Origin of the sequence: Escherichia sp. WS1450 (genome assembly GCF_046487395.1) — a bacterium.
Classification (GTDB): Bacteria; Pseudomonadota; Gammaproteobacteria; order Enterobacterales; family Enterobacteriaceae; genus Escherichia; species Escherichia coli.
On sequence record NZ_JBJQJO010000026.1, the window covers coordinates 55,305 to 75,000 of the forward strand.

At 50.2% G+C, this 19,696-nt stretch carries 21 protein-coding genes (1 of these 21 running past the window's edge); 13 read left to right on the plus strand and 8 right to left on the minus strand.

Features of this window, described 5'->3' with window-relative positions; translation table 11 throughout:
- Positions 1-133 precede the first annotated feature (133 nt).
- The 4 genes from xylA to yiaA all read left to right on the plus strand — a co-directional run bounded on the left by xylA (position 134) and on the right by yiaA (position 3,974).
- Positions 134-1,456 (plus strand): xylose isomerase, encoded by a 1,323-nt coding sequence (gene xylA / locus ACJHYR_RS22780; RefSeq protein WP_001149573.1) that lies wholly within the window; start codon positions 134-136, stop codon positions 1,454-1,456.
- Between the two features lie 71 nt (positions 1,457-1,527).
- Entirely contained in the window at positions 1,528-2,982 is a 1,455-nt protein-coding gene (xylB, locus tag ACJHYR_RS22785; RefSeq protein WP_000275358.1) for a xylulokinase, read from the plus strand.
- A 167-nt stretch (positions 2,983-3,149) separates the two neighbouring features.
- Positions 3,150-3,491 (plus strand): inner membrane protein YiaB, encoded by a 342-nt coding sequence (yiaB, locus tag ACJHYR_RS22790; RefSeq protein ID WP_059327899.1) that lies wholly within the window; start codon positions 3,150-3,152, stop codon positions 3,489-3,491.
- A gap of 45 nt (positions 3,492-3,536) precedes the next feature.
- Positions 3,537-3,974, plus strand: coding sequence for an inner membrane protein YiaA (yiaA, locus tag ACJHYR_RS22795; RefSeq protein ID WP_001306604.1), 438 nt, complete (start codon positions 3,537-3,539; stop codon positions 3,972-3,974).
- Positions 3,975-4,015: 41 nt separating this feature from the next.
- On the opposite strand, the gene wecH is transcribed toward yiaA, so the two are convergent.
- Positions 4,016-5,011, minus strand: a complete 996-nt coding sequence (wecH, locus tag ACJHYR_RS22800) for an O-acetyltransferase WecH (protein ID WP_001182662.1) — start codon at positions 5,009-5,011, stop codon at positions 4,016-4,018.
- 174 nt (positions 5,012-5,185) lie between these two features.
- On the opposite strand from wecH, the gene ACJHYR_RS22805 reads away from it, so the two are divergent.
- The 4 genes from ACJHYR_RS22805 (at position 5,186) to hokA (ending at position 9,053) form a co-directional block, all read left to right on the plus strand.
- Positions 5,186-5,494, plus strand: a complete 309-nt coding sequence (locus ACJHYR_RS22805) for a YsaB family lipoprotein (protein ID WP_000980158.1) — start codon at positions 5,186-5,188, stop codon at positions 5,492-5,494.
- A gap of 94 nt (positions 5,495-5,588) precedes the next feature.
- Positions 5,589-6,500, plus strand: a complete 912-nt coding sequence (gene glyQ / locus ACJHYR_RS22810) for a glycine--tRNA ligase subunit alpha (RefSeq protein WP_001168544.1) — start codon at positions 5,589-5,591, stop codon at positions 6,498-6,500.
- A 9-nt stretch (positions 6,501-6,509) separates the two neighbouring features.
- Entirely contained in the window at positions 6,510-8,579 is a 2,070-nt protein-coding gene (gene glyS / locus ACJHYR_RS22815) for a glycine--tRNA ligase subunit beta (RefSeq protein ID WP_001291786.1), read from the plus strand.
- Between the two features lie 321 nt (positions 8,580-8,900).
- The gene (hokA, locus tag ACJHYR_RS22820) at positions 8,901-9,053 is read left to right on the plus strand and encodes a type I toxin-antitoxin system toxin HokA (protein WP_001135732.1); all 153 of its coding nucleotides are present in this window, start codon (positions 8,901-8,903) and stop codon (positions 9,051-9,053) included.
- Here the strand turns inward: hokA and ACJHYR_RS22825 are convergent.
- The 3 genes from ACJHYR_RS22825 to ACJHYR_RS22835 all read right to left on the minus strand — a co-directional run bounded on the left by ACJHYR_RS22825 (position 9,030) and on the right by ACJHYR_RS22835 (position 10,024).
- Entirely contained in the window at positions 9,030-9,101 is a 72-nt protein-coding gene (locus ACJHYR_RS22825) for a hypothetical protein (protein ID WP_212734239.1), read from the minus strand. The genes hokA and ACJHYR_RS22825 overlap by 24 nt on opposite strands.
- 139 nt (positions 9,102-9,240) lie before the next feature.
- The gene (gene cspA / locus ACJHYR_RS22830) at positions 9,241-9,453 is read right to left on the minus strand and encodes an RNA chaperone/antiterminator CspA (RefSeq protein WP_000014594.1); all 213 of its coding nucleotides are present in this window, start codon (positions 9,451-9,453) and stop codon (positions 9,241-9,243) included.
- A gap of 280 nt (positions 9,454-9,733) precedes the next feature.
- Entirely contained in the window at positions 9,734-10,024 is a 291-nt protein-coding gene (locus tag ACJHYR_RS22835; protein ID WP_000455798.1) for an HTH-type transcriptional regulator, read from the minus strand.
- Between the two features lie 433 nt (positions 10,025-10,457).
- Between ACJHYR_RS22835 and ACJHYR_RS22840 the strand changes: the two genes are divergently transcribed.
- The gene (locus ACJHYR_RS22840; RefSeq protein ID WP_000190516.1) at positions 10,458-11,168 is read left to right on the plus strand and encodes a DUF3053 domain-containing protein; all 711 of its coding nucleotides are present in this window, start codon (positions 10,458-10,460) and stop codon (positions 11,166-11,168) included.
- 49 nt (positions 11,169-11,217) lie between these two features.
- Here ACJHYR_RS22840 and ghrB read toward each other — a convergent pair whose 3' ends face one another.
- Positions 11,218-12,192: a glyoxylate/hydroxypyruvate reductase GhrB gene (ghrB, locus tag ACJHYR_RS22845; protein ID WP_001521569.1), complete on the minus strand. Its 975-nt coding sequence runs from the start codon at positions 12,190-12,192 to the stop codon at positions 11,218-11,220.
- Positions 12,193-12,295: 103 nt separating this feature from the next.
- Positions 12,296-12,955 (minus strand): OmpA family lipoprotein, encoded by a 660-nt coding sequence (locus ACJHYR_RS22850; protein WP_000747625.1) that lies wholly within the window; start codon positions 12,953-12,955, stop codon positions 12,296-12,298.
- A 152-nt stretch (positions 12,956-13,107) separates the two neighbouring features.
- Between ACJHYR_RS22850 and bisC the strand changes: the two genes are divergently transcribed.
- Entirely contained in the window at positions 13,108-15,441 is a 2,334-nt protein-coding gene (bisC, locus tag ACJHYR_RS22855; RefSeq protein ID WP_072262399.1) for a biotin sulfoxide reductase, read from the plus strand.
- Here bisC and ACJHYR_RS22860 read toward each other — a convergent pair.
- Together ACJHYR_RS22860 and tag are read right to left on the minus strand one after the other, a co-directional pair.
- The gene (locus tag ACJHYR_RS22860) at positions 15,410-15,850 is read right to left on the minus strand and encodes an N-acetyltransferase (protein WP_059327897.1); all 441 of its coding nucleotides are present in this window, start codon (positions 15,848-15,850) and stop codon (positions 15,410-15,412) included. The genes bisC and ACJHYR_RS22860 overlap by 32 nt on opposite strands.
- Entirely contained in the window at positions 15,847-16,410 is a 564-nt protein-coding gene (gene tag, locus ACJHYR_RS22865; protein WP_000438962.1) for a DNA-3-methyladenine glycosylase I, read from the minus strand. The genes ACJHYR_RS22860 and tag overlap by 4 nt, the downstream gene beginning before the upstream one ends.
- 157 nt (positions 16,411-16,567) lie before the next feature.
- Here tag and ACJHYR_RS22870 point away from each other — a divergent pair, with 157 nt between their 5' ends.
- From ACJHYR_RS22870 to eptB, 3 genes are all read left to right on the plus strand, one after another.
- A complete protein-coding gene (locus tag ACJHYR_RS22870) occupies positions 16,568-17,266 on the plus strand; it encodes an autotransporter outer membrane beta-barrel domain-containing protein (protein ID WP_000584467.1) in 699 nt (232 codons plus the stop codon).
- Between the two features lie 228 nt (positions 17,267-17,494).
- Positions 17,495-18,703, plus strand: a complete 1,209-nt coding sequence (locus ACJHYR_RS22875; protein WP_410233153.1) for an MFS transporter — start codon at positions 17,495-17,497, stop codon at positions 18,701-18,703.
- A gap of 323 nt (positions 18,704-19,026) precedes the next feature.
- Positions 19,027-19,696: the beginning of a kdo(2)-lipid A phosphoethanolamine 7''-transferase gene (gene eptB, locus ACJHYR_RS22880; protein ID WP_001586406.1), read on the plus strand. Its footprint extends 1,022 nt past the window's final position; only the first 670 of its 1,692 coding nucleotides appear in the window; its start codon is at positions 19,027-19,029; its stop codon lies off the right edge, out of view.

The window sequence follows — 19,696 nt, forward strand, 5'->3', positions numbered from 1 at the left end:
TTTGCGAGCGAGCGCACACTTGTGAATTATCTCAATAGCAGTGTGAAATAACATAATTGAGCAACTGAAAGGGAGTGCCCAATATTACGACATCATCCATCACCCGCGGCATTACCTGATTATGGAGTTCAATATGCAAGCCTATTTTGACCAGCTCGATCGCGTTCGTTATGAAGGCTCAAAATCCTCTAACCCGTTAGCATTCCATCACTATAATCCCGACGAACTGGTGTTGGGCAAGCGTATGGAAGAGCACTTGCGTTTTGCCGCCTGCTACTGGCACACCTTCTGCTGGAACGGGGCGGACATGTTTGGTGTGGGGGCGTTTAATCGTCCGTGGCAGCAGCCTGGTGAGGCACTGGCGTTGGCGAAGCGTAAAGCAGATGTCGCATTTGAGTTTTTCCACAAGTTACATGTGCCATTTTATTGCTTCCACGATGTGGATGTTTCCCCTGAGGGCGCGTCGTTAAAAGAGTACATCAATAATTTTGCGCAAATGGTTGATGTCCTGGCAGGCAAGCAAGAAGAGAGCGGCGTGAAGCTGCTGTGGGGAACCGCTAACTGCTTTACAAACCCTCGCTACGGCGCGGGTGCGGCGACGAACCCAGATCCAGAAGTCTTCAGCTGGGCGGCAACGCAAGTTGTTACAGCGATGGAAGCAACTCATAAATTGGGCGGTGAAAACTATGTCCTGTGGGGCGGTCGTGAAGGTTACGAAACGTTGTTAAATACCGACTTGCGTCAGGAGCGTGAACAGCTGGGCCGCTTTATGCAAATGGTGGTTGAGCATAAACATAAAATCGGCTTCCAGGGTACGTTGCTTATCGAACCGAAACCGCAAGAACCGACTAAACATCAATATGATTACGATGCTGCGACGGTGTATGGCTTCCTGAAACAGTTTGGTCTGGAAAAAGAGATTAAACTGAACATTGAAGCTAACCACGCGACGCTGGCAGGTCACTCTTTCCATCATGAAATAGCCACCGCCATTGCGCTTGGCCTGTTCGGTTCTGTCGACGCTAACCGTGGCGATGCACAACTGGGCTGGGACACCGACCAGTTCCCGAACAGTGTGGAAGAGAATGCGTTGGTGATGTATGAAATTCTCAAAGCAGGCGGTTTCACCACCGGCGGTCTGAACTTCGATGCCAAAGTACGTCGTCAAAGTACTGATAAATATGATCTGTTTTACGGTCATATCGGCGCGATGGATACGATGGCGTTGGCGCTGAAAATTGCAGCACGCATGATTGAAGATGGCGAGCTGGATAAACGCATCGCGCAGCGTTATTCCGGCTGGAATAGCGAATTAGGCCAGCAAATCCTGAAAGGCCAAATGTCACTGGCAGATTTAGCCAAATATGCTCAGGAACACAATTTGTCTCCGGTGCATCAGAGTGGTCGCCAGGAGCAACTGGAAAATCTGGTAAATCATTATCTGTTCGACAAATAACGGCTAACTGTGCAGTCCGTTGGCCCGGTTATCGGTAGCGATACCGGGCATTTTTTTAAGGAACGATCGATATGTATATCGGGATAGATCTTGGCACCTCGGGCGTAAAAGTTATTTTGCTCAACGAGCAGGGTGAGGTGGTTGCTTCGCAAACGGAAAAGCTGACCGTTTCGCGCCCGCATCCACTCTGGTCGGAACAAGACCCGGAACAGTGGTGGCAGGCAACTGATCGCGCAATGAAAGCCCTGGGCGATCAGCATTCTCTGCAGGACGTTAAAGCATTGGGTATTGCCGGCCAGATGCACGGTGCAACCTTACTGGATGCCCAGCAACGGTTATTACGCCCTGCCATTTTGTGGAACGACGGGCGCTGTGCGCAAGAGTGCGCTTTGCTGGAAGCGCGAGTTCCGCAATCGCGGGTGATTACCGGTAACCTGATGATGCCCGGATTTACTGCGCCTAAATTGCTATGGGTTCAGCGGCATGAGCCGGAGATATTCCGTCAAATCGACAAAGTATTGTTACCGAAAGATTACTTGCGTCTGCGTATGACGGGGGAGTTTGCCAGCGATATGTCTGACGCAGCTGGCACCATGTGGCTGGATGTCGCAAAGCGTGACTGGAGTGACGACATGCTGCAGGCTTGCCACTTATCTCGTGACCAGATGCCCGCATTATACGAAGGCAGCGAAATTACTGGTGCTTTGCTACCTGAAGTTGCGAAAGCGTGGGGTATGGCGGCGGTGCCAGTTGTCGCAGGCGGTGGTGATAATGCAGCTGGTGCGGTTGGTGTAGGAATGGTTGATGCTAATCAGGCAATGTTATCGCTGGGGACGTCGGGAGTCTATTTTGCTGTCAGCGAAGGGTTCTTAAGCAAGCCAGAAAGCGCCGTACACAGCTTTTGCCATGCGCTACCGCAGCGTTGGCATTTAATGTCTGTGATGCTGAGTGCAGCGTCGTGTCTGGATTGGGCTGCGAAATTAACGGGCCTGAACAATGTCCCAGCTTTAATCGCGGCTGCTCAACAGGCTGATGAAAGTGCCGAGCCAGTTTGGTTTCTGCCTTATCTTTCCGGCGAGCGTACACCACACAATAATCCCCAGGCGAAGGGGGGGTTCTTTGGTTTGACTCATCAACATGGCCCCAATGAATTGGCGCGAGCAGTGCTGGAAGGCGTGGGTTATGCGCTGGCAGATGGCATGGATGTCGTGCATGGCTGCGGCATTAAACCGCAAAGTGTTACGTTGATTGGTGGCGGGGCGCGTAGTGAGTACTGGCGTCAGATGCTGGCGGATATCAGCGGTCAGCAACTCGATTACCGCACGGGGGGGGATGTGGGGCCAGCTCTGGGCGCAGCAAGGCTGGCGCAGATTGCGGCGAATCCAGAGAAATCGCTCATTGAGTTGTTGCCGCAACTGCCGTTAGAACAGTCGCATCTACCAGATGCGCAGCGTTATGCCGCTTATCAGCCACGACGTGAAACGTTCCGTCGCCTCTATCAGCAACTTCTGCCATTAATGGCGTAAACGTTATCCCCTGCCTGACCGGGTGGGGGATAATTCACATCTATATATATCAGTAATTAATTAATATTTAGTATGAATTTATTCTGAAATCATTTGTTAATGGCATTTTTCAGTTTTGTCTTTCGTTGGTTACTCGTAATGTATCGCTGGTAGATATGGAGATCGTTATGAAAACCTCAAAGACTGTGGCAAAAATATTATTTGTTGTCGGGGCGCTGGTTTATCTGCTTGGGCTATGGATCTCATGCCCATTGTTAAGTGGAAAAGGCTATTTTCTTGGCGTGTTAATGACGGCAACTTTTGGCAACTATGCATATCTTCGCGTAGAAAAACTCGGGCAACTGGATGATTTTTTTACCCACATCTGCCAGTTAGTTGCGTTAATCACTATCGGTCTCTTGTTTATCGGTGTTTTAAACGCACCTATCAATGCTTATGAAATGGTGATCTACCCTATCGCCTTTTTTGTCTGCTTGTTTGGTCAAATGCGTTTGTTTCGCCCGGCATGAGCAACATAAAGCTCTTACACATTCAGGAATGAAAGGAATACTGTGATGGACAACAAAATATCAACCTATTCTCCGGCATTCAGTATTGTGTCATGGATAGCTCTCGTTGGTGGTATCGTTACCTATCTGTTAGGGCTATGGAATGCAGAGATGCAGTTAAATGAAAAAGGATATTATTTTGCCGTACTGGTATTAGGACTGTTTTCTGCGGCGTCTTATCAAAAGACCGTTCGGGACAAGTATGAAGGCATACCGACCACCTCCATTTATTATATGACCTGCCTGACTGTCTTTATTATCTCTGTTGCGTTACTGATGGTAGGTCTGTGGAATGCGACGTTATTACTCAGCGAGAAAGGTTTTTATGGACTGGCTTTCTTCTTAAGCTTGTTTGGTGCAGTAGCGGTGCAGAAGAATATTCGTGATGCCGGAATAAACCCACCAAAAGAAACACTGATTACCCAGGAAGAATACAGCGAATAATTCACATAAGCCCGGTCAGTCCAATGTGACCGGGCTTTTATTTAACTCACTAGTCTGTTTCTGTCGATTCGTTGTACCAGCATAGAAAGTAACAAACTCGCTGCCAACGTCGCGCAAAAGATCCAAATAATATCGAGTATTGGCCAGTTTTTAAGCTCAATCCCCCGGGTGCGCAGTGCATGGATAATCAAGGCGTGGAATCCGTATATACCCAACGAATGGCGGGAGATTAAGCCAAGTCCGCGAACAGTACGCGTATCAAGCGTGTTTTTAACCAGAGTCAATAGCGTGGTTGCGCAGATAAAAACCATCGGCCCACAGTAAAGATACCAGGTATCGGCAAAATTTCCGCGCCACTGCAATTCATATAATGTCCCGCGAGAGATAATAAAAACCCCCGTCGCAAACAGTGCGGCGCACACCCACGACAGTGCTTTATGCTGTGTGTCCATCATCCCTATAGCGCGGCCCAACATGCCATACAGGATGTAGTAAAAAGTATCGCCATTGATATATAAGTTAATTGGCAGCCATTCAAAACCGTCAATTTTCTGCGGCACTGTGTTTGGGTTAGCGATAATGCCAATCACCACCATTAGCACCAGCAACATTTTTCCGCCGACGTTCTTCACCTGAATCAGCGGTGAAACCAGATAAATCACCGCAATCGCGAAGAAAAACCACAAGTGGTAAAACACTGGCTTTTGCAGCAGGTTTTTCAGCGCTAACTCCATATTGATGGAGGTAAACAGCGCAATGTAGAGCAGTGCGATTGCGCTATAAAAAAGCAGACATAAGCCGATACGCAAGAAATGGCGCGGCTGGGCGCTGCGTTCGCCAAAAAAGAGATAGCCGGAAATCATGAAAAATAGCGGCACGCTGACACGAGAGGCAGAATTCAGAACATTGGCGATATCCCATGTGACGGGGCTAACACTATGAGCATTGGTCACATACCAGGTAGTGGTGTGAATCATCACCACCATTAAACACGCTATCCCTCGCAGGTTATCAATCCAGTAAATTTTGGGCTGCATCTGTGTCTCTGTATCTGGTTAAAAAAAGTCTGACCGATAAATCATTCGGTTGGCGCACTGGAATAATCTGAGTTTTATCACTACAGCTTATAGAGGCTTAAGGAAATTCGTAAGATATCAGCTACTATACCGATATAAATAATAAGACTCACCTGCAAACCAGACGGTAATTTAATGATGATGAACTCTTTCTTTCCGGCAATGGCGCTTATGGTGCTTATGGCGCTAGTGGGTTGTTCTACACCGCCACCCGTGCAGAAAGCACAACGGGTAAAGGTTGATCCTCTGCGTTCGTTGAATATGGAAGGGCTATGCAAAGATCAGGCGGCAAAACGCTATAATACAGGTGCGCAAAAAATCGACGTCACCGCATTTGAACAGTTCCAGGGGAGCTACGAAATGCGCGGTTATACCTTCCGTAAAGAGCAGTTTGTCTGTTCTTTTGACGCAGATGGCCATTTTTTGCATCTTTCCATGCGTTAAGCCCTGCTTTTTCCCGTTTCGTACTGTATATCTTCCATCCAGCGGGTATACTGATCCCTTCCTTTAAATCCACACGTATCCAGCACGAAATAATATGCAAAAGTTTGATACCAGGACCTTCCAGGGCTTGATCCTGACCTTACAGGATTACTGGGCTCGCCAGGGCTGCACCATTGTTCAACCATTGGACATGGAAGTCGGCGCGGGAACCTCTCACCCAATGACCTGTCTGCGCGCGCTGGGGCCAGAACCGATGGCGGCTGCTTATGTCCAGCCTTCTCGTCGCCCGACCGATGGTCGCTACGGCGAAAACCCCAACCGTTTACAGCACTACTATCAGTTCCAGGTGGTCATTAAGCCATCGCCGGACAATATTCAGGAGCTGTACCTTGGTTCTCTGAAAGAGCTGGGCATGGACCCGACCATCCACGACATCCGTTTCGTGGAAGATAACTGGGAAAACCCGACGCTGGGTGCCTGGGGGCTGGGCTGGGAAGTGTGGCTGAACGGCATGGAAGTGACGCAGTTCACTTACTTCCAGCAGGTTGGTGGTCTGGAGTGTAAACCGGTTACCGGCGAGATCACCTACGGTCTGGAACGTCTGGCAATGTACATTCAGGGCGTAGACAGCGTTTACGACCTGGTCTGGAGCGACGGCCCGCTGGGTAAAACCACCTACGGCGACGTGTTCCATCAGAACGAAGTGGAGCAGTCCACTTACAACTTCGAATACGCGGATGTGGACTTCCTGTTCACCTGCTTTGAGCAGTACGAGAAAGAAGCGCAGCAGCTGCTGGCGCTGGAAAATCCGCTGCCGTTGCCAGCCTACGAACGTATTCTGAAAGCCGCCCACAGCTTCAACCTGCTGGATGCGCGTAAAGCCATCTCCGTCACCGAGCGTCAGCGCTATATTCTGCGCATTCGCACCCTGACCAAAGCAGTGGCAGAAGCATACTACGCTTCCCGTGAAGCCCTCGGCTTCCCGATGTGCAACAAAGATAAGTAAGAGGCGGCTATGTCTGAGAAAACTTTTCTGGTGGAAATCGGCACTGAAGAGCTGCCACCAAAAGCACTGCGCAGCCTGGCTGAGTCCTTTGCTGCGAACTTTACTGCGGAGCTGGATAACGCTGGCCTCGCACACGGCACCGTTCAATGGTTTGCTGCTCCGCGTCGTCTGGCGCTGAAAGTAGCTAACCTGGCGGAAGCGCAACCGGATCGTGAAATCGAAAAACGCGGCCCGGCGATTGCCCAGGCGTTCGACGCTGAAGGCAAACCGAGCAAAGCGGCAGAAGGCTGGGCGCGTGGTTGCGGTATTACCGTTGACCAGGCTGAGCGTCTGACTACCGATAAAGGTGAATGGCTGCTGTATCGCGCCCACGTGAAGGGCGAAAGCACCGAAGCACTGCTGCCGAATATGGTTGCGACTTCGCTGGCGAAACTGCCGATCCCGAAACTGATGCGCTGGGGTGCAAGCGACGTGCACTTCGTGCGTCCGGTGCACACCGTGACCCTGCTGCTGGGCGACAAAGTTATTCCGGCTACCATTCTGGGCATTCAGTCCGATCGCGTGATTCGCGGCCACCGCTTTATGGGCGAGCCGGAATTCACTATCGACAATGCCGATCAATACCCGGAAATTCTGCGTGAGCGCGGGAAAGTCATCGCCGATTACGAAGAACGTAAGGCGAAGATTAAAGCCGATGCCGAAGAAGCGGCGCGTAAGATTGGCGGTAACGCTGACTTAAGCGAAAGCCTGTTGGAAGAAGTCGCTTCGCTGGTGGAATGGCCGGTTGTGCTGACCGCAAAATTCGAAGAGAAATTCCTCGCGGTGCCGTCTGAAGCGCTGGTTTACACCATGAAAGGTGACCAGAAGTACTTCCCGGTGTATGCGAACGACGGCAAACTGCTGCCGAACTTTATCTTCGTTGCCAACATCGAATCGAAAGATCCGCAGCAAATTATCTCTGGTAACGAGAAAGTCGTTCGTCCACGTCTGGCGGATGCCGAGTTCTTCTTCAACACCGACCGTAAAAAACGTCTGGAAGATAATCTGCCGCGTCTGCAAACCGTGCTGTTCCAGCAACAGCTTGGCACACTGCGTGACAAAACTGACCGCATCCAGGCGCTGGCTGGCTGGATTGCTGAACAGATTGGCGCTGACGTTAACCACGCAACCCGTGCGGGCCTGCTGTCCAAGTGCGACCTGATGACCAACATGGTCTTCGAGTTCACCGACACCCAGGGCGTTATGGGGATGCACTACGCGCGTCACGATGGCGAAGCGGAAGATGTTGCAGTGGCGCTGAACGAGCAGTATCAGCCGCGCTTTGCCGGTGATGACCTGCCGTCTAACCCGGTAGCCTGTGCGCTGGCGATTGCTGACAAGATGGATACTCTGGCGGGTATCTTCGGTATCGGTCAGCATCCGAAAGGCGACAAAGACCCGTTTGCGCTGCGTCGTGCCGCACTTGGCGTGCTGCGTATTATCGTTGAGAAGAACCTCAATCTTGACCTGCAAACCCTGACCGAAGAAGCGGTGCGTTTGTATGGCGATAAGCTGACAAATGCCAACGTGGTTGATGATGTTATCGACTTTATGCTCGGTCGCTTCCGCGCCTGGTATCAGGACGAAGGTTACACTGTTGACACCATCCAGGCGGTACTGGCGCGTCGTCCGACTCGTCCGGCTGATTTCGATGCCCGAATGAAAGCGGTATCGCACTTCCGTACCCTGGATGCAGCTGCAGCACTGGCGGCGGCGAACAAGCGTGTATCTAACATTCTGGCGAAATCTGACGAAGTGCTGAGCGACCGCGTGAATGCCTCTACTCTGAAAGAGCCGGAAGAAATTAAACTGGCGATGCAGGTTGTGGTGCTACGTGACAAGCTGGAGCCGTACTTTGCGGAAGGTCGTTACCAGGATGCGCTGGTCGAACTGGCAGAGCTGCGTGAACCGGTTGATGCCTTCTTCGATAAAGTGATGGTCATGGTTGATGACAAAGAATTGCGTATCAACCGTTTGACCATGCTGGAGAAACTGCGCGAACTGTTCCTGCGCGTTGCGGATATTTCGCTGTTACAGTAATAACGCCATTATTAAAAAGCCTGCCATCTGGCAGGCTTTTTTATCGCTAAATAATAGAGCAACCTTTAATAATCTTCTGCTGAATAAAGATTGTCTCATATATTAATTTTATGAGATTTTTTTAGGATTATATCAAGGAGAAGAAACGAACTTATTAAGCTAGAATAGCTGCGGGTGCTTGAGACTGTTTGTCTCAGGTATTCACCGAAAGGCAGACAGAGAAAAGCCCCACCTGACTATAAATCAAAGTGAGGCCCCTCTATGCATAGACACCATAAGGTTAGCCTCTTACTCGTTGGAAATCAACACAGGGGGCTGGGAATGCCGCAGAAATATAGATTACTTTCTTTAATAGTGATTTGTTTCACGCTTTTATTTTTCACCTGGATGATAAGAGATTCACTGTGTGAATTGCATATTAAACAGGAGAGTTATGAGCTGGCGGCGTTTTTAGCCTGCAAATTGAAAGAGTAAGCGTCTTCGGCGGGAAATTATTCCCGCCTTTCTTACGGTGTTGCGCATTCTCATTGCACCCAAATTTATTCTTCACAAAAATAACACTAGATTCTATTACGCGATCGATTATTTATTTCCTGAAAAACAAATAAAAAAATCCCCGCCAAATGGCAGGGATCTTAGATTCTGTGCTTTTAAGCAGAGATTACAGGCTGGTTACGTTGCCAGCTGCCGGGCCTTTAGCGCCGCTTTCGATGGTGAAGGACACTTTCTGACCTTCGTCCAGAGATTTGTAACCATCGTTTTGGATAGCAGAGAAGTGTACGAACACGTCTTTAGAGCCATCGTCAGGAGTGATGAAGCCGAAGCCTTTGTCAGCGTTGAACCATTTTACGATACCAGTCATTTTACCGGACATAGTGTATTACCTTTAATAATTAAGTGTGCCTTTCGGCGATATGGCGTGCTTTACAGATTTTGAAGCGTTAAAGGAATGTGCACTACGAGGGGTATCAACGATAACTCTTGAAGGGACTTGCCTTACTACACTGCTTTAATGGTCTGTACGTCAAACCGTTGATGTGCATTAAGCCACGCATTGGCGGGTGATGCAACAATTATTTTTCATATTTATGATTAATCGGTTGGAAAACGGTCCTGTCATCAGGACCGTAAACAGCAATAAAGTGGATAAAAGTCTATTCCATCAACTGCTTACTTAATGCCGGGTTGGCTTGAATCAAACGCATCAATTTTAGTTCGGCACTTGAAGGCTTCACGCGTCTGGATTCCCATTCCTTTACCATGGCGACTGATACGCCCAAAACCCGGGCGAAATCATCGATTTTTAACCCTGTCCCTTTTCGTAACTGCTCAATTTCGGTACAGGACGTTGTTCTGTGCGTCAGGGTAATTTTCTGCGTTTCATCTTTAAAAACAATCTGTTCCAGGCTGCTCAACAGCTCATGCATTGGATCTTTATATTCCATTGAAAACTCCTCAAATCACACTGCGGGATCGTGAATTGCATCGAAGCTCATTAAGAATAGTCGGGAAAAACAGACACAGCGGGGTGTAGTCAGGGCATGCTCTGGCTATGATTCGATTCAGCCAGTCATTTAGCGTGACTTATAGCCACCTAACGATCTGATAAATGCCGATATATCTCTTACCACTCCCGGTTTGTAAAGATTTCGAAAATCTAACGTTCTGAGAAGGCGTTAATCTCTGGCAACAAAAAAAGCAACGGCACTATCATTTTTTAACAATGAAACAACAAATTAACCTTGTTTCATTTTCTCCATGATTTTACCAGGAAGATTACGTAGAAAGGGTATCCTGCAAGCTTGTCCTGGACTATCCTTGTCACGTCAGACACGCGTGTGTCGTTGTGCGCTTTTTTTGGGTGAAAGGAGTAAGAAAATGGCGACAGGAAAGTCCTGCTCTCGCTGGTTTGCGCCTCTTGCGGCGTTATTAATGGTAGTTAGCCTGAGTGGGTGTTTTGATAAAGAAGGCGATCAGCGTAAAGCGTTTATCGACTTCCTGCAGAATACAGTGATGCGTAGCGGTGAACGTCTACCTACCCTGACTGCCGATCAGAAAAAACAATTTGGTCCTTTTGTCTCTGATTACGCGATTCTGTATGGTTATTCACAGCAGGTGAATCAGGCGATGGATTCCGGTCTGCGCCCGGTTGTAGACAGCGTTAACGCAATTCGCGTACCGCAGGATTACGTTACGCAAAGCGGCCCACTGCGTGAAATGAACGGTTCTCTGGGTGTACTGGCGCAACAGCTGCAAAATGCGAAGTTGCAGGCCGATGCTGCGCACTCTGCGCTAAAACAGAGCGATGACCTGAAACCGGTTTTCGATCAGGCATTCACCAAAGTGGTAACGACGCCAGCTGATGCATTGCAACCGTTGATTCCGGCGGCACAAACTTTCACGCAACAACTGGTGATGGTTGGAGACTACATTGCTCAGCAAGGTACTCAGGTGAGTTTTGTCGCAAATGGCATCCAGTTCCCGACTTCGCAGCAGGCAAGTGAATATAACAAACTGATTGCGCCATTACCGGCACAACATCAGGCGTTTAATCAGGCCTGGACTACAGCAGTTACTGCAACCCAATAAAGAGTAAAAGCCCGGGCGATTATCGGGCTTTACTCCACGCAGTCGCGGCTTAGTCCGCGACGTGCGGATTCACACAGTTCTTCTCAACCTTTCCTTGTAACGCATCAATCAAATTATCCACGGCACAGGCGGCCATGCCATAACGCGTCTCATGGGTGGCAGATCCAATATGCGGTACTGCGACGACGTTGGCCATTGAGAGCAACGGCGAATCTACGGAAAGTGGCTCTTGTTCGAAGACATCCAGCCCGGCGGCGTGAATTTCCCCTTTCTGCAATGCAGCAATCAGTGCATTTTCATCAACCACCGGGCCACGTCCGGCATTAATGAAAATGGCGGAGGATTTCATTTTGGCGAATTGTTCTGCGCCAAACAGATGATGCGTTTCATCAGTTAACGGCAGGATCAGGCAAACGAAATCTGACTCTTGTAACAGTGTATCCAAATCGCAGTAGCGGGCGTTGAAGCGTTCTTCTGCTTCTTTATGGTGGCGGCGCGCGTTATAGAGGATGGGCATGTTGAAGCCAAAGTGCGCACGTTGTGCCAGCGCCATGCCGATCCGTCCCATCCCGACAATGCCCAGTGTTTTATGGTGAACGTCAGTGCCATACCAGTCCGGGCCTATGCTCGCGGTCCATTCGCCTGCTTTTACTCGTTCTGCTACCTCCACAACCCGACGAGCGGTAGACAACACCAGCGCCATCAGCGTATCGGCGACGGTTTCTGTTAATACGGTTGGCGTGTGCATCAGCAGAATTTTTCGGGCGGTAAGCGCATCGACATCAAAATTGTCATAGCCTACGGAGATCGTTGATGTGGCACGCAGTTTCGGCATTTTTTCCAGCAATGCGGCATCAACATTCTCGTTTGAACCCAGTAAACCTTCAGCTTCGGCAAAAATTGCTGCATTTTGTTCGATGGTTTGTGGGCTGAGGTTTGCCACCTGGTGAACGGTGAAATGCTCTTGCAGGCGTTGCAGTAAATCATCAGGTAAGGCTTTGTAGAGGATAACGGACGGCTTCATTCTTCTCTCCATTCACTGATAAGGCGATCACCTTAGCCTGAAATATGATGAAGGAAAACTGAAGAATGCCAGGTGATTTCTGCATCACCTGGCATGAAAGGGATTACAGCGGGCTTAAGGTAATTTCTACACGGCGGTTTTGCGCCTTACCTTCTGCGGTGCTGTTGCTGGCGATTGGGTTAGCCGGGCCAAGGCCCTGAGTACGGATGCGGCTGGCGTCCACGCCCTGGGTGATCAACGCGCTGGCAACGGAATCCGCACGCTGCTGGGAGAGACGCATGTTCAGGTCGTGACCACCCGTGCTGTCGGTATAACCAATCACGTTAACCGCCGTTTTCGGATACTCTTTCAGCACCATTGCCACGCCGGTTAGGGTGTTAGCGCCTGCCGGTTTCAGGGTCGCGCTGCTGCTGTCGAAGGTCACATTGTTCGGCATATTGAGGATAATGTTATCCCCGCTGCGGGTTACGCTAACACCAGTGCCACGCATTTTGTCACGCAGCTTCGCTTCCTGCACATCCATGTAATAACCCACGCCGCCGCCCAGAGCTGCACCCGCTGCTGCGCCAATGAGCGCGCCTTTACCGCGATCTTTCTTCGAAGAAGAGAGCGCACCAATACCCGCGCCAACGAGTGAGCCCAGACCTGCGCCGATAGCAGATTTACCTGCTTCGCGTTCGCCAGTGTAAGGGTTAGTTGTGCAGCCAGATACCGCCAGAGCGCCACTCACTACGGCGGCAATAAGATAAACACGTTTCTTCATTGTTAATCCTTAATAACCTTTTTATTCTTTGCCACGGGTTCCGTGGCGGGAGATTATGCCGCGTGAACATGAAGATTATTCCTGGGAATACTCGGAAATTTGTAAGTAATATTTAACTGCTCAATACATCTAACCTTTCAGGAGTCTTCGGTTTGGCCAACTCATCCTCACGATATTCCGTTCTGACTGCCGCCCACTGGGGGCCGATGCTGGTTGAAACCGACGGCGAAACCGTGTTTAGCTCGCGTGGCGCGTTAGTCACAGGAATGGAAAACTCCTTGCAGAGCGCGGTTCGCGACCAGGTTCACAGCAATACGCGGGTACGATTTCCAATGGTGCGCAAAGGCTTTCTCGCGTCACCGGAAAACCCGCAAGGCATTCGTGGGCAGGATGAATTTGTTCGCGTGAGTTGGGATGAGGCGCTGGATCTTATTCACCAACAACATAAACGCATTCGTGAGGCTTATGGGCCGGCATCGATTTTTGCTGGTTCCTACGGCTGGCGTTCAAACGGCGTGCTGCATAAGGCCTCGACATTATTACAACGCTATATGGCGCTGGCAGGCGGTTATACCGGGCATCTGGGGGATTATTCGACCGGCGCGGCACAGGCGATCATGCCGTATGTCGTGGGGGGCAGCGAAGTTTATCAACAGCAAACCAGTTGGCCGTTGGTATTGGAACATAGCGATGTCGTGGTGCTATGGAGTGCTAACTCACTCAATACGCTGAAAATTGCGTGGAATGCATCCGATGAGCAGGGGCTTTCTTACTTTTCCGCACTGCGTGACAGCGGGAAAAAGCTGATCTGCATTGATCCAATGCGATCGGAAACCGTCGATTTCTTTGGCGATAAAATGGAGTGGGTGGCACCGCACATGGGCACCGATGTTGCGCTGATGCTAGGGATCGCCCATACGCTGGTGGAAAATGGCTGGCACGACGAAGCGTTTCTGACGCGTTGCACCACAGGTTATGACGTCTTCGCCTCTTATTTGCTGGGCGAGAGCGACGGAATAGCGAAAACCGCCGAATGGGCGGCAGGGATTTGTGGTGTTGGCGCAGCGAAAATCCGCGAGCTGGCGGCTCTTTTCCACCAAAATACCACCATGCTGATGGCTGGCTGGGGAATGCAACGTCAACAGTTTGGCGAGCAAAAGCACTGGATGATCGTCACGCTGGCGGCAATGTTAGGTCAAATAGGCACACCCGGCGGCGGTTTTGGTCTTTCTTACCATTTTGCCAATGGTGGTAACCCCACGCGCCGCGCTGCGGTGCTCTCTTCCATGCAGGGCAGCTTGCCTGGCGGCACCGATGCGGTGGATAAAATCCCTGTTGCCCGCATTGTTGAAGCACTGGAAAACCCGGGTGGCGCATATCAACATAACGGTATGGACCGACATTTCCCGGATATTCGTTTTATCTGGTGGGCGGGCGGTGCCAACTTTACTCATCATCAGGATACCAATCGCCTGATCCGTGCCTGGCAAAAACCGGAGCTGGTGGTGATCTCTGAATGCTTCTGGACGGCTGCGGCGAAACACGCGGATATCGTTCTGCCTGCGACCACTTCGTTTGAGCGTAATGATCTCACCATGACCGGCGATTACAGCAATCAGCATCTGGTGCCGATGAAACAAGTGGTGCCGCCACGTTATGAAGCGCGTAATGATTTTGATGTCTTTGCCGAGTTGAGTGAACGTTGGGAGAAGGGCGGCTATGCGCGGTTTACGGAAGGAAAAAGTGAGCTGCAATGGCTGGAAACGTTTTATAACGTTGCCCGGCAGCGCGGGGCAAGCCAGCAGGTTGAATTGCCGCCATTTGCTGAGTTCTGGGAAGCCAACCAGTTAATTGAGATGCCGGAAAACCCGGACAGCGAGCGGTTTATTCGCTTCGCCGATTTTCGCCGCGATCCGCAGGCGCATCCATTAAAAACTGCCAGTGGTAAGATTGAAATCTTCTCGCAGCGTATTGCTGATTACGCTTATCCGGATTGCCCGGGGCATCCAATGTGGCTGGAGCCGGACGAATGGCAGGGCAATGCCGAACCGGAACAGTTGCAGGTACTTTCTGCTCATCCGGCACATCGTCTGCACAGCCAGCTGAATTACAGTTCTCTGCGCGAATTGTACGCGGTGGCAAACCGTGAGCCTGTCACCATTCATCCTGACGATGCTCAGGCGCGCGGCATACAAGATGGCGATATTGTTCGGTTGTGGAACGCACGCGGGCAAATTCTTGCCGGAGCGGTCATTAGCGAGGGAATTAAACCTGGCGTGATTTGTATTCATGAAGGGGCTTGGCCGGATCTGGATTTAACCGCTGACGGTATTTGTAAAAACGGCGCGGTGAACGTTCTGACCAAAGATCTCCCCAGCTCGCGGCTGGGGAATGGCTGTGCGGGTAATACGGCGCTGGCATGGCTGGAAAAATACAACGGTCCGGAACTGACACTTACAGCGTTTGAACCACCGGCCAGCTCATAATCCAGGTGGGTAGTTGGGTTTCATCCTGCCATGCGCAATCGACAATGTGAAAACCCTGCGCCTGGTAAAAATCTATCGCCGGTTGATTTTTTTGATAAACCTCCAGCATCAGATGGGGATGGCGCTGCTGCACATACTGCATCAGCGCCTTACCAATACCGCGTCTGACGGCCTTCGGTGCGACAAATATTGCTGCCAGAAATCGGCCTTCCATAATGCTGACAAAACCGAGAAGCTTACCGTCTTCTTCCCAGACCCAGTTTTGCGCGTTGGCAAGATAGGCATCCCGCACCAGCGGAATGCAATCACGCCAGTAATTCGCTTTTATAAAGGGATGCCCCCAGGTTGTACTTTCCAGCCACAGTTCGAGGATCGCGGGGAGTTCTGAACGTTGCGCTTCCCGAATCATGGTTTATTTCCCGGATAGCAACAGCAGCCAACCACATGATCATTCACCAGCCCACATGCCTGCATAAAGGAGTAACAGATTGTGGTACCAACAAACTTAAAACCACGCTTTTTCAGGGCTTTAGATAGAGCGTCGGAGGCGGGCGTAGATGTAGGGATTTCGCTCAACGTTGTGGCTTGTGTCACCTGTGGTTGATGATTGACAAACGACCAGACAAAGTCGGCAAACGGTTCGCCGTTCTGTTCCATTTGCAGGTACGCCCGCGCATTACCAATAATTGCCTGAATTTTCCCGCGATGGCGGATAATCCCGGCGTCCTGTACCAGTCTTTCGACATCCTCTTCCTGCATTGCAGCCACCTTCACCGGATCGAACTGATGAAAGCTGGCGCGATAGTTTTCGCGTTTTTTGAGGACGGTGATCCACGATAATCCAGCCTGCTGCCCTTCAAGGCAGATCATTTCGAACAGTTTTTTACTGTCAGTTTCAGGCACGCCCCACTCATTATCATGGTAGGCAATATAAAGCGGGTCCTGACTCACCCAGCCGCAACGTTCCATACTTTCCCTCGCTATGTACCCGATCGTAAAAATTTCAGCCGCTTTTCTTGACGCATCGGTGAAAAAGTCAATATTTAATACAGGGCTACTATGCCCGATATCCTTCATACAATGACAATAATATTGCCGAATTCGGCTCTTCCCTGGAGTCGTGTTAATGATCATAAAAAAAAGCGGTGGTCGCTGGCAGCTAAGCCTGCTGGCGAGTGTGGTAATCAGTGCCTTTTTTCTCAACACAGCTTACGCCTGGCAACAAGAATATATCGTTGATACGCAACCCGGACATTCCACAGAGCGTTACACCTGGGATAGTGATCATCAACCTGATTACAACGATATTTTGTCGCAACGTATTCAAAGTAGCCAAAGGGCGCTGGGACTGGAAGTCAATCTGGCGGAAGAAACTCCTGTGGATGTGACCAGCAGTATGAGTATGGGCTGGAATTTTCCTTTATATGAGCAGGTTACAACCGGCCCGGTCGCGGCATTACATTACGATGGCACAACCACCTCGATGTATAACGAGTTTGGCGACAGTACTACCACGCTGGCCGATCCGTTATGGCATGCCAGCGTGAGTACCTTAGGCTGGCGTGTTGACTCCCGGCTTGGCGATCTCCGACCCTGGGCGCAAATCAGCTATAACCAGCAATTTGGCGAGAATATCTGGAAGGCGCAATCAGGCCTGAGCCGGATGACGGCGACAAACCAGAACGGCAACTGGCTGGATGTCACCGTAGGCGCTGATATGTTGCTCAATCAAAATATTGCTGCCTATGCGGCGCTATCTCAGGCAGAAAATACCACTAACAATAGCGACTATCTGTATACGATGGGGGTTAGTGCCAGATTTTAACGTTATAGATACAATTGAAACCATTGGATAACAAAAGTTGTGGCGATAGTGGGTGCTAACTTACTAAATAATAAATTTGGTGAATAATTGTCGAGTCATTCATTCCTGAACTAATGCATTTCATTCCGTTCTGATGGCATTTCATGCCGTTTTTCCCCAGGCATAAAGTGCACTTCGTTATGGTTGTCAGCAGAGATTTTTCCTTTTTATTACTGCAGGAATACTGCCATGACACCTTCAAATTATCAGCGTACCCGCTGGTTGACACTCATCGGTACTATCATTACCCAGTTTGCCCTTGGGTCGGTTTATACCTGGAGCCTGTTTAACGGCGCGCTTTCTGCCAAGCTGGATGCGCCGGTAAGCCAGGTCGCTTTCTCTTTCGGCTTGTTAAGTCTGGGGCTGGCAATTTCATCTTCTGTTGCGGGGAAATTACAGGAACGTTTTGGCGTTAAACGCGTCACTATGGCTTCCGGCATTTTGCTGGGATTAGGCTTCTTCCTGACAGCGCATTCTGACAACCTGATGATGCTGTGGTTAAGCGCCGGTGTGCTGGTCGGTCTGGCGGATGGCGCGGGTTACCTGCTGACGCTCTCTAACTGCGTGAAGTGGTTCCCGGAGCGTAAAGGTCTGATCTCCGCGTTCGCTATCGGTTCTTATGGTCTGGGTAGCCTGGGGTTCAAATTTATCGACACGCAGCTGCTGGAAACGGTGGGTCTGGAAAAAACATTTGTGATTTGGGGAGCGATTGTGCTGGTGATGATTGTTTTCGGCGCAACGTTAATGAAAGACGCACCAAAACAGGAAGTGAAAACCAGCAATGGTGTCATGGAGAAAGATTACACGCTGGCAGAGTCGATGCGTAAACCGCAGTACTGGATGTTAGCGGTAATGTTCCTGACTGCCTGCATGAGCGGCCTGTACGTGATTGGGGTAGCGAAAGATATCGCCCAAAGTCTGGCACACCTTGATGTGGTTTCCGCAGCCAATGCAGTCACTGTTATTTCCATCGCCAACCTTTCAGGTCGTCTGGTTCTGGGGATACTGTCTGACAAAATCGCCCGAATCCGTGTTATCATCATTGGTCAGGTGATTTCGCTGGTGGGTATGGCGGCCCTGCTGTTTGCACCATTGAATGCAGTGACGTTCTTTGCAGCGATTGCCTGCGTGGCGTTTAACTTTGGCGGCACTATCACGGTGTTCCCGTCACTGGTCAGTGAGTTCTTCGGCCTCAATAACCTGGCGAAAAACTACGGTGTGATTTATCTCGGTTTCGGTATCGGCAGCATTTGTGGGTCGATTATCGCCTCACTGTTTGGCGGCTTCTATGTGACCTTCTACGTGATTTTCGCCCTGCTGCTTCTGTCACTGGCGCTCTCTACGACGATTCGTCAGCCAGAGCAGAAAATGTTGCGTGAGGCGCATGGCTCCCTTTAATCATCTGCCGCGAGCTACTGGGCTTTAGCCTTAGTGTGAATCAAACGCTTCAACGCAATGTATAAACAATGACGCGTAAAATTTGGGCCAGTTAACTGGCCCTTTTTACTGCTTTTTGTAACGCTAAAGTCTCTTTTCAAACTTGCATTTTTGTAAATTTGTGCTTCGTGCACACTCTTTCCCCACACTTTTTCCCTTTGCTGTGGTCTACTTATTCGCGCGTGTAGATTTTACTTATCTGACTACCTCCGCACTTTTCCCCTGCCGGGCCTGAAAAGCCGTTAAGCAGGGTGTTATCACCTGTTTGTCCAGGGTTTGTTTGCATGAGATACATCAAATCGATTACACAGCAGAAGCTGAGCTTTTTGCTTGCAATCTATATTGGCCTTTTTATGAATGGCGCGGTTTTTTACCGCCGCTTCGGCAGCTATGCGCACGATTTTACCGTCTGGAAAGGCATTTCTGCTGTTGTTGAACTGGCTGCCACCGTACTGGTAACCTTCTTTTTACTGCGTCTTCTTTCGCTGTTTGGCCGCCGTAGCTGGCGTATTCTGGCGTCGCTGGTGGTGCTCTTTTCCGCAGGTGCCAGCTATTACATGACCTTCCTTAATGTGGTCATTGGTTATGGCATCATCGCTTCCGTCATGACCACCGATATCGACCTGTCAAAAGAAGTTGTTGGTCTGAACTTTATTCTCTGGTTAATCGCCGTTAGCGCATTGCCTCTTATCCTTATCTGGAATAACCGCTGTCGCTACTCCTTGCTCCGACAACTGCGAACCCCAGGGCAGCGTATTCGCAGCCTGGCGGTCGTCGTACTGGCGGGTATTATGGTTTGGGCACCGATTCGTTTGCTGGATATCCAGCAGAAGAAAGTGGAGAGGGCGACCGGTGTTGATTTGCCCAGCTATGGCGGCGTCGTAGCGAACTCTTATCTGCCATCAAACTGGCTTTCGGCATTGGGGCTGTATGCCTGGGCGCGGGTCGATGAAT

What these genes read in the sequence shown, in the direction of transcription:
- xylA (WP_001149573.1), top strand. Translation starts at nt 134, where the DNA reads ATGCAAGCCTATTTTGACCAGCTCGATCGCGTTCGTTATGAAGGCTCA.
- xylB (WP_000275358.1), top strand. Translation starts at nt 1,528, where the DNA reads ATGTATATCGGGATAGATCTTGGCACCTCGGGCGTAAAAGTTATTTTG.
- yiaB (WP_059327899.1), top strand. Translation starts at nt 3,150, where the DNA reads ATGAAAACCTCAAAGACTGTGGCAAAAATATTATTTGTTGTCGGGGCG.
- yiaA (WP_001306604.1), top strand. Translation starts at nt 3,537, where the DNA reads ATGGACAACAAAATATCAACCTATTCTCCGGCATTCAGTATTGTGTCA.
- wecH (WP_001182662.1), bottom strand. Translation starts at nt 5,011, where the DNA reads ATGCAGCCCAAAATTTACTGGATTGATAACCTGCGAGGGATAGCGTGT.
- ACJHYR_RS22805 (WP_000980158.1), top strand. Translation starts at nt 5,186, where the DNA reads ATGATGATGAACTCTTTCTTTCCGGCAATGGCGCTTATGGTGCTTATG.
- glyQ (WP_001168544.1), top strand. Translation starts at nt 5,589, where the DNA reads ATGCAAAAGTTTGATACCAGGACCTTCCAGGGCTTGATCCTGACCTTA.
- glyS (WP_001291786.1), top strand. Translation starts at nt 6,510, where the DNA reads ATGTCTGAGAAAACTTTTCTGGTGGAAATCGGCACTGAAGAGCTGCCA.
- hokA (WP_001135732.1), top strand. Translation starts at nt 8,901, where the DNA reads ATGCCGCAGAAATATAGATTACTTTCTTTAATAGTGATTTGTTTCACG.
- cspA (WP_000014594.1), bottom strand. Translation starts at nt 9,453, where the DNA reads ATGTCCGGTAAAATGACTGGTATCGTAAAATGGTTCAACGCTGACAAA.
- ACJHYR_RS22835 (WP_000455798.1), bottom strand. Translation starts at nt 10,024, where the DNA reads ATGGAATATAAAGATCCAATGCATGAGCTGTTGAGCAGCCTGGAACAG.
- ACJHYR_RS22840 (WP_000190516.1), top strand. Translation starts at nt 10,458, where the DNA reads ATGGCGACAGGAAAGTCCTGCTCTCGCTGGTTTGCGCCTCTTGCGGCG.
- ghrB (WP_001521569.1), bottom strand. Translation starts at nt 12,192, where the DNA reads ATGAAGCCGTCCGTTATCCTCTACAAAGCCTTACCTGATGATTTACTG.
- ACJHYR_RS22850 (WP_000747625.1), bottom strand. Translation starts at nt 12,955, where the DNA reads ATGAAGAAACGTGTTTATCTTATTGCCGCCGTAGTGAGTGGCGCTCTG.
- ACJHYR_RS22860 (WP_059327897.1), bottom strand. Translation starts at nt 15,850, where the DNA reads ATGATTCGGGAAGCGCAACGTTCAGAACTCCCCGCGATCCTCGAACTG.
- tag (WP_000438962.1), bottom strand. Translation starts at nt 16,410, where the DNA reads ATGGAACGTTGCGGCTGGGTGAGTCAGGACCCGCTTTATATTGCCTAC.
- ACJHYR_RS22870 (WP_000584467.1), top strand. Translation starts at nt 16,568, where the DNA reads ATGATCATAAAAAAAAGCGGTGGTCGCTGGCAGCTAAGCCTGCTGGCG.
- ACJHYR_RS22875 (WP_410233153.1), top strand. Translation starts at nt 17,495, where the DNA reads ATGACACCTTCAAATTATCAGCGTACCCGCTGGTTGACACTCATCGGT.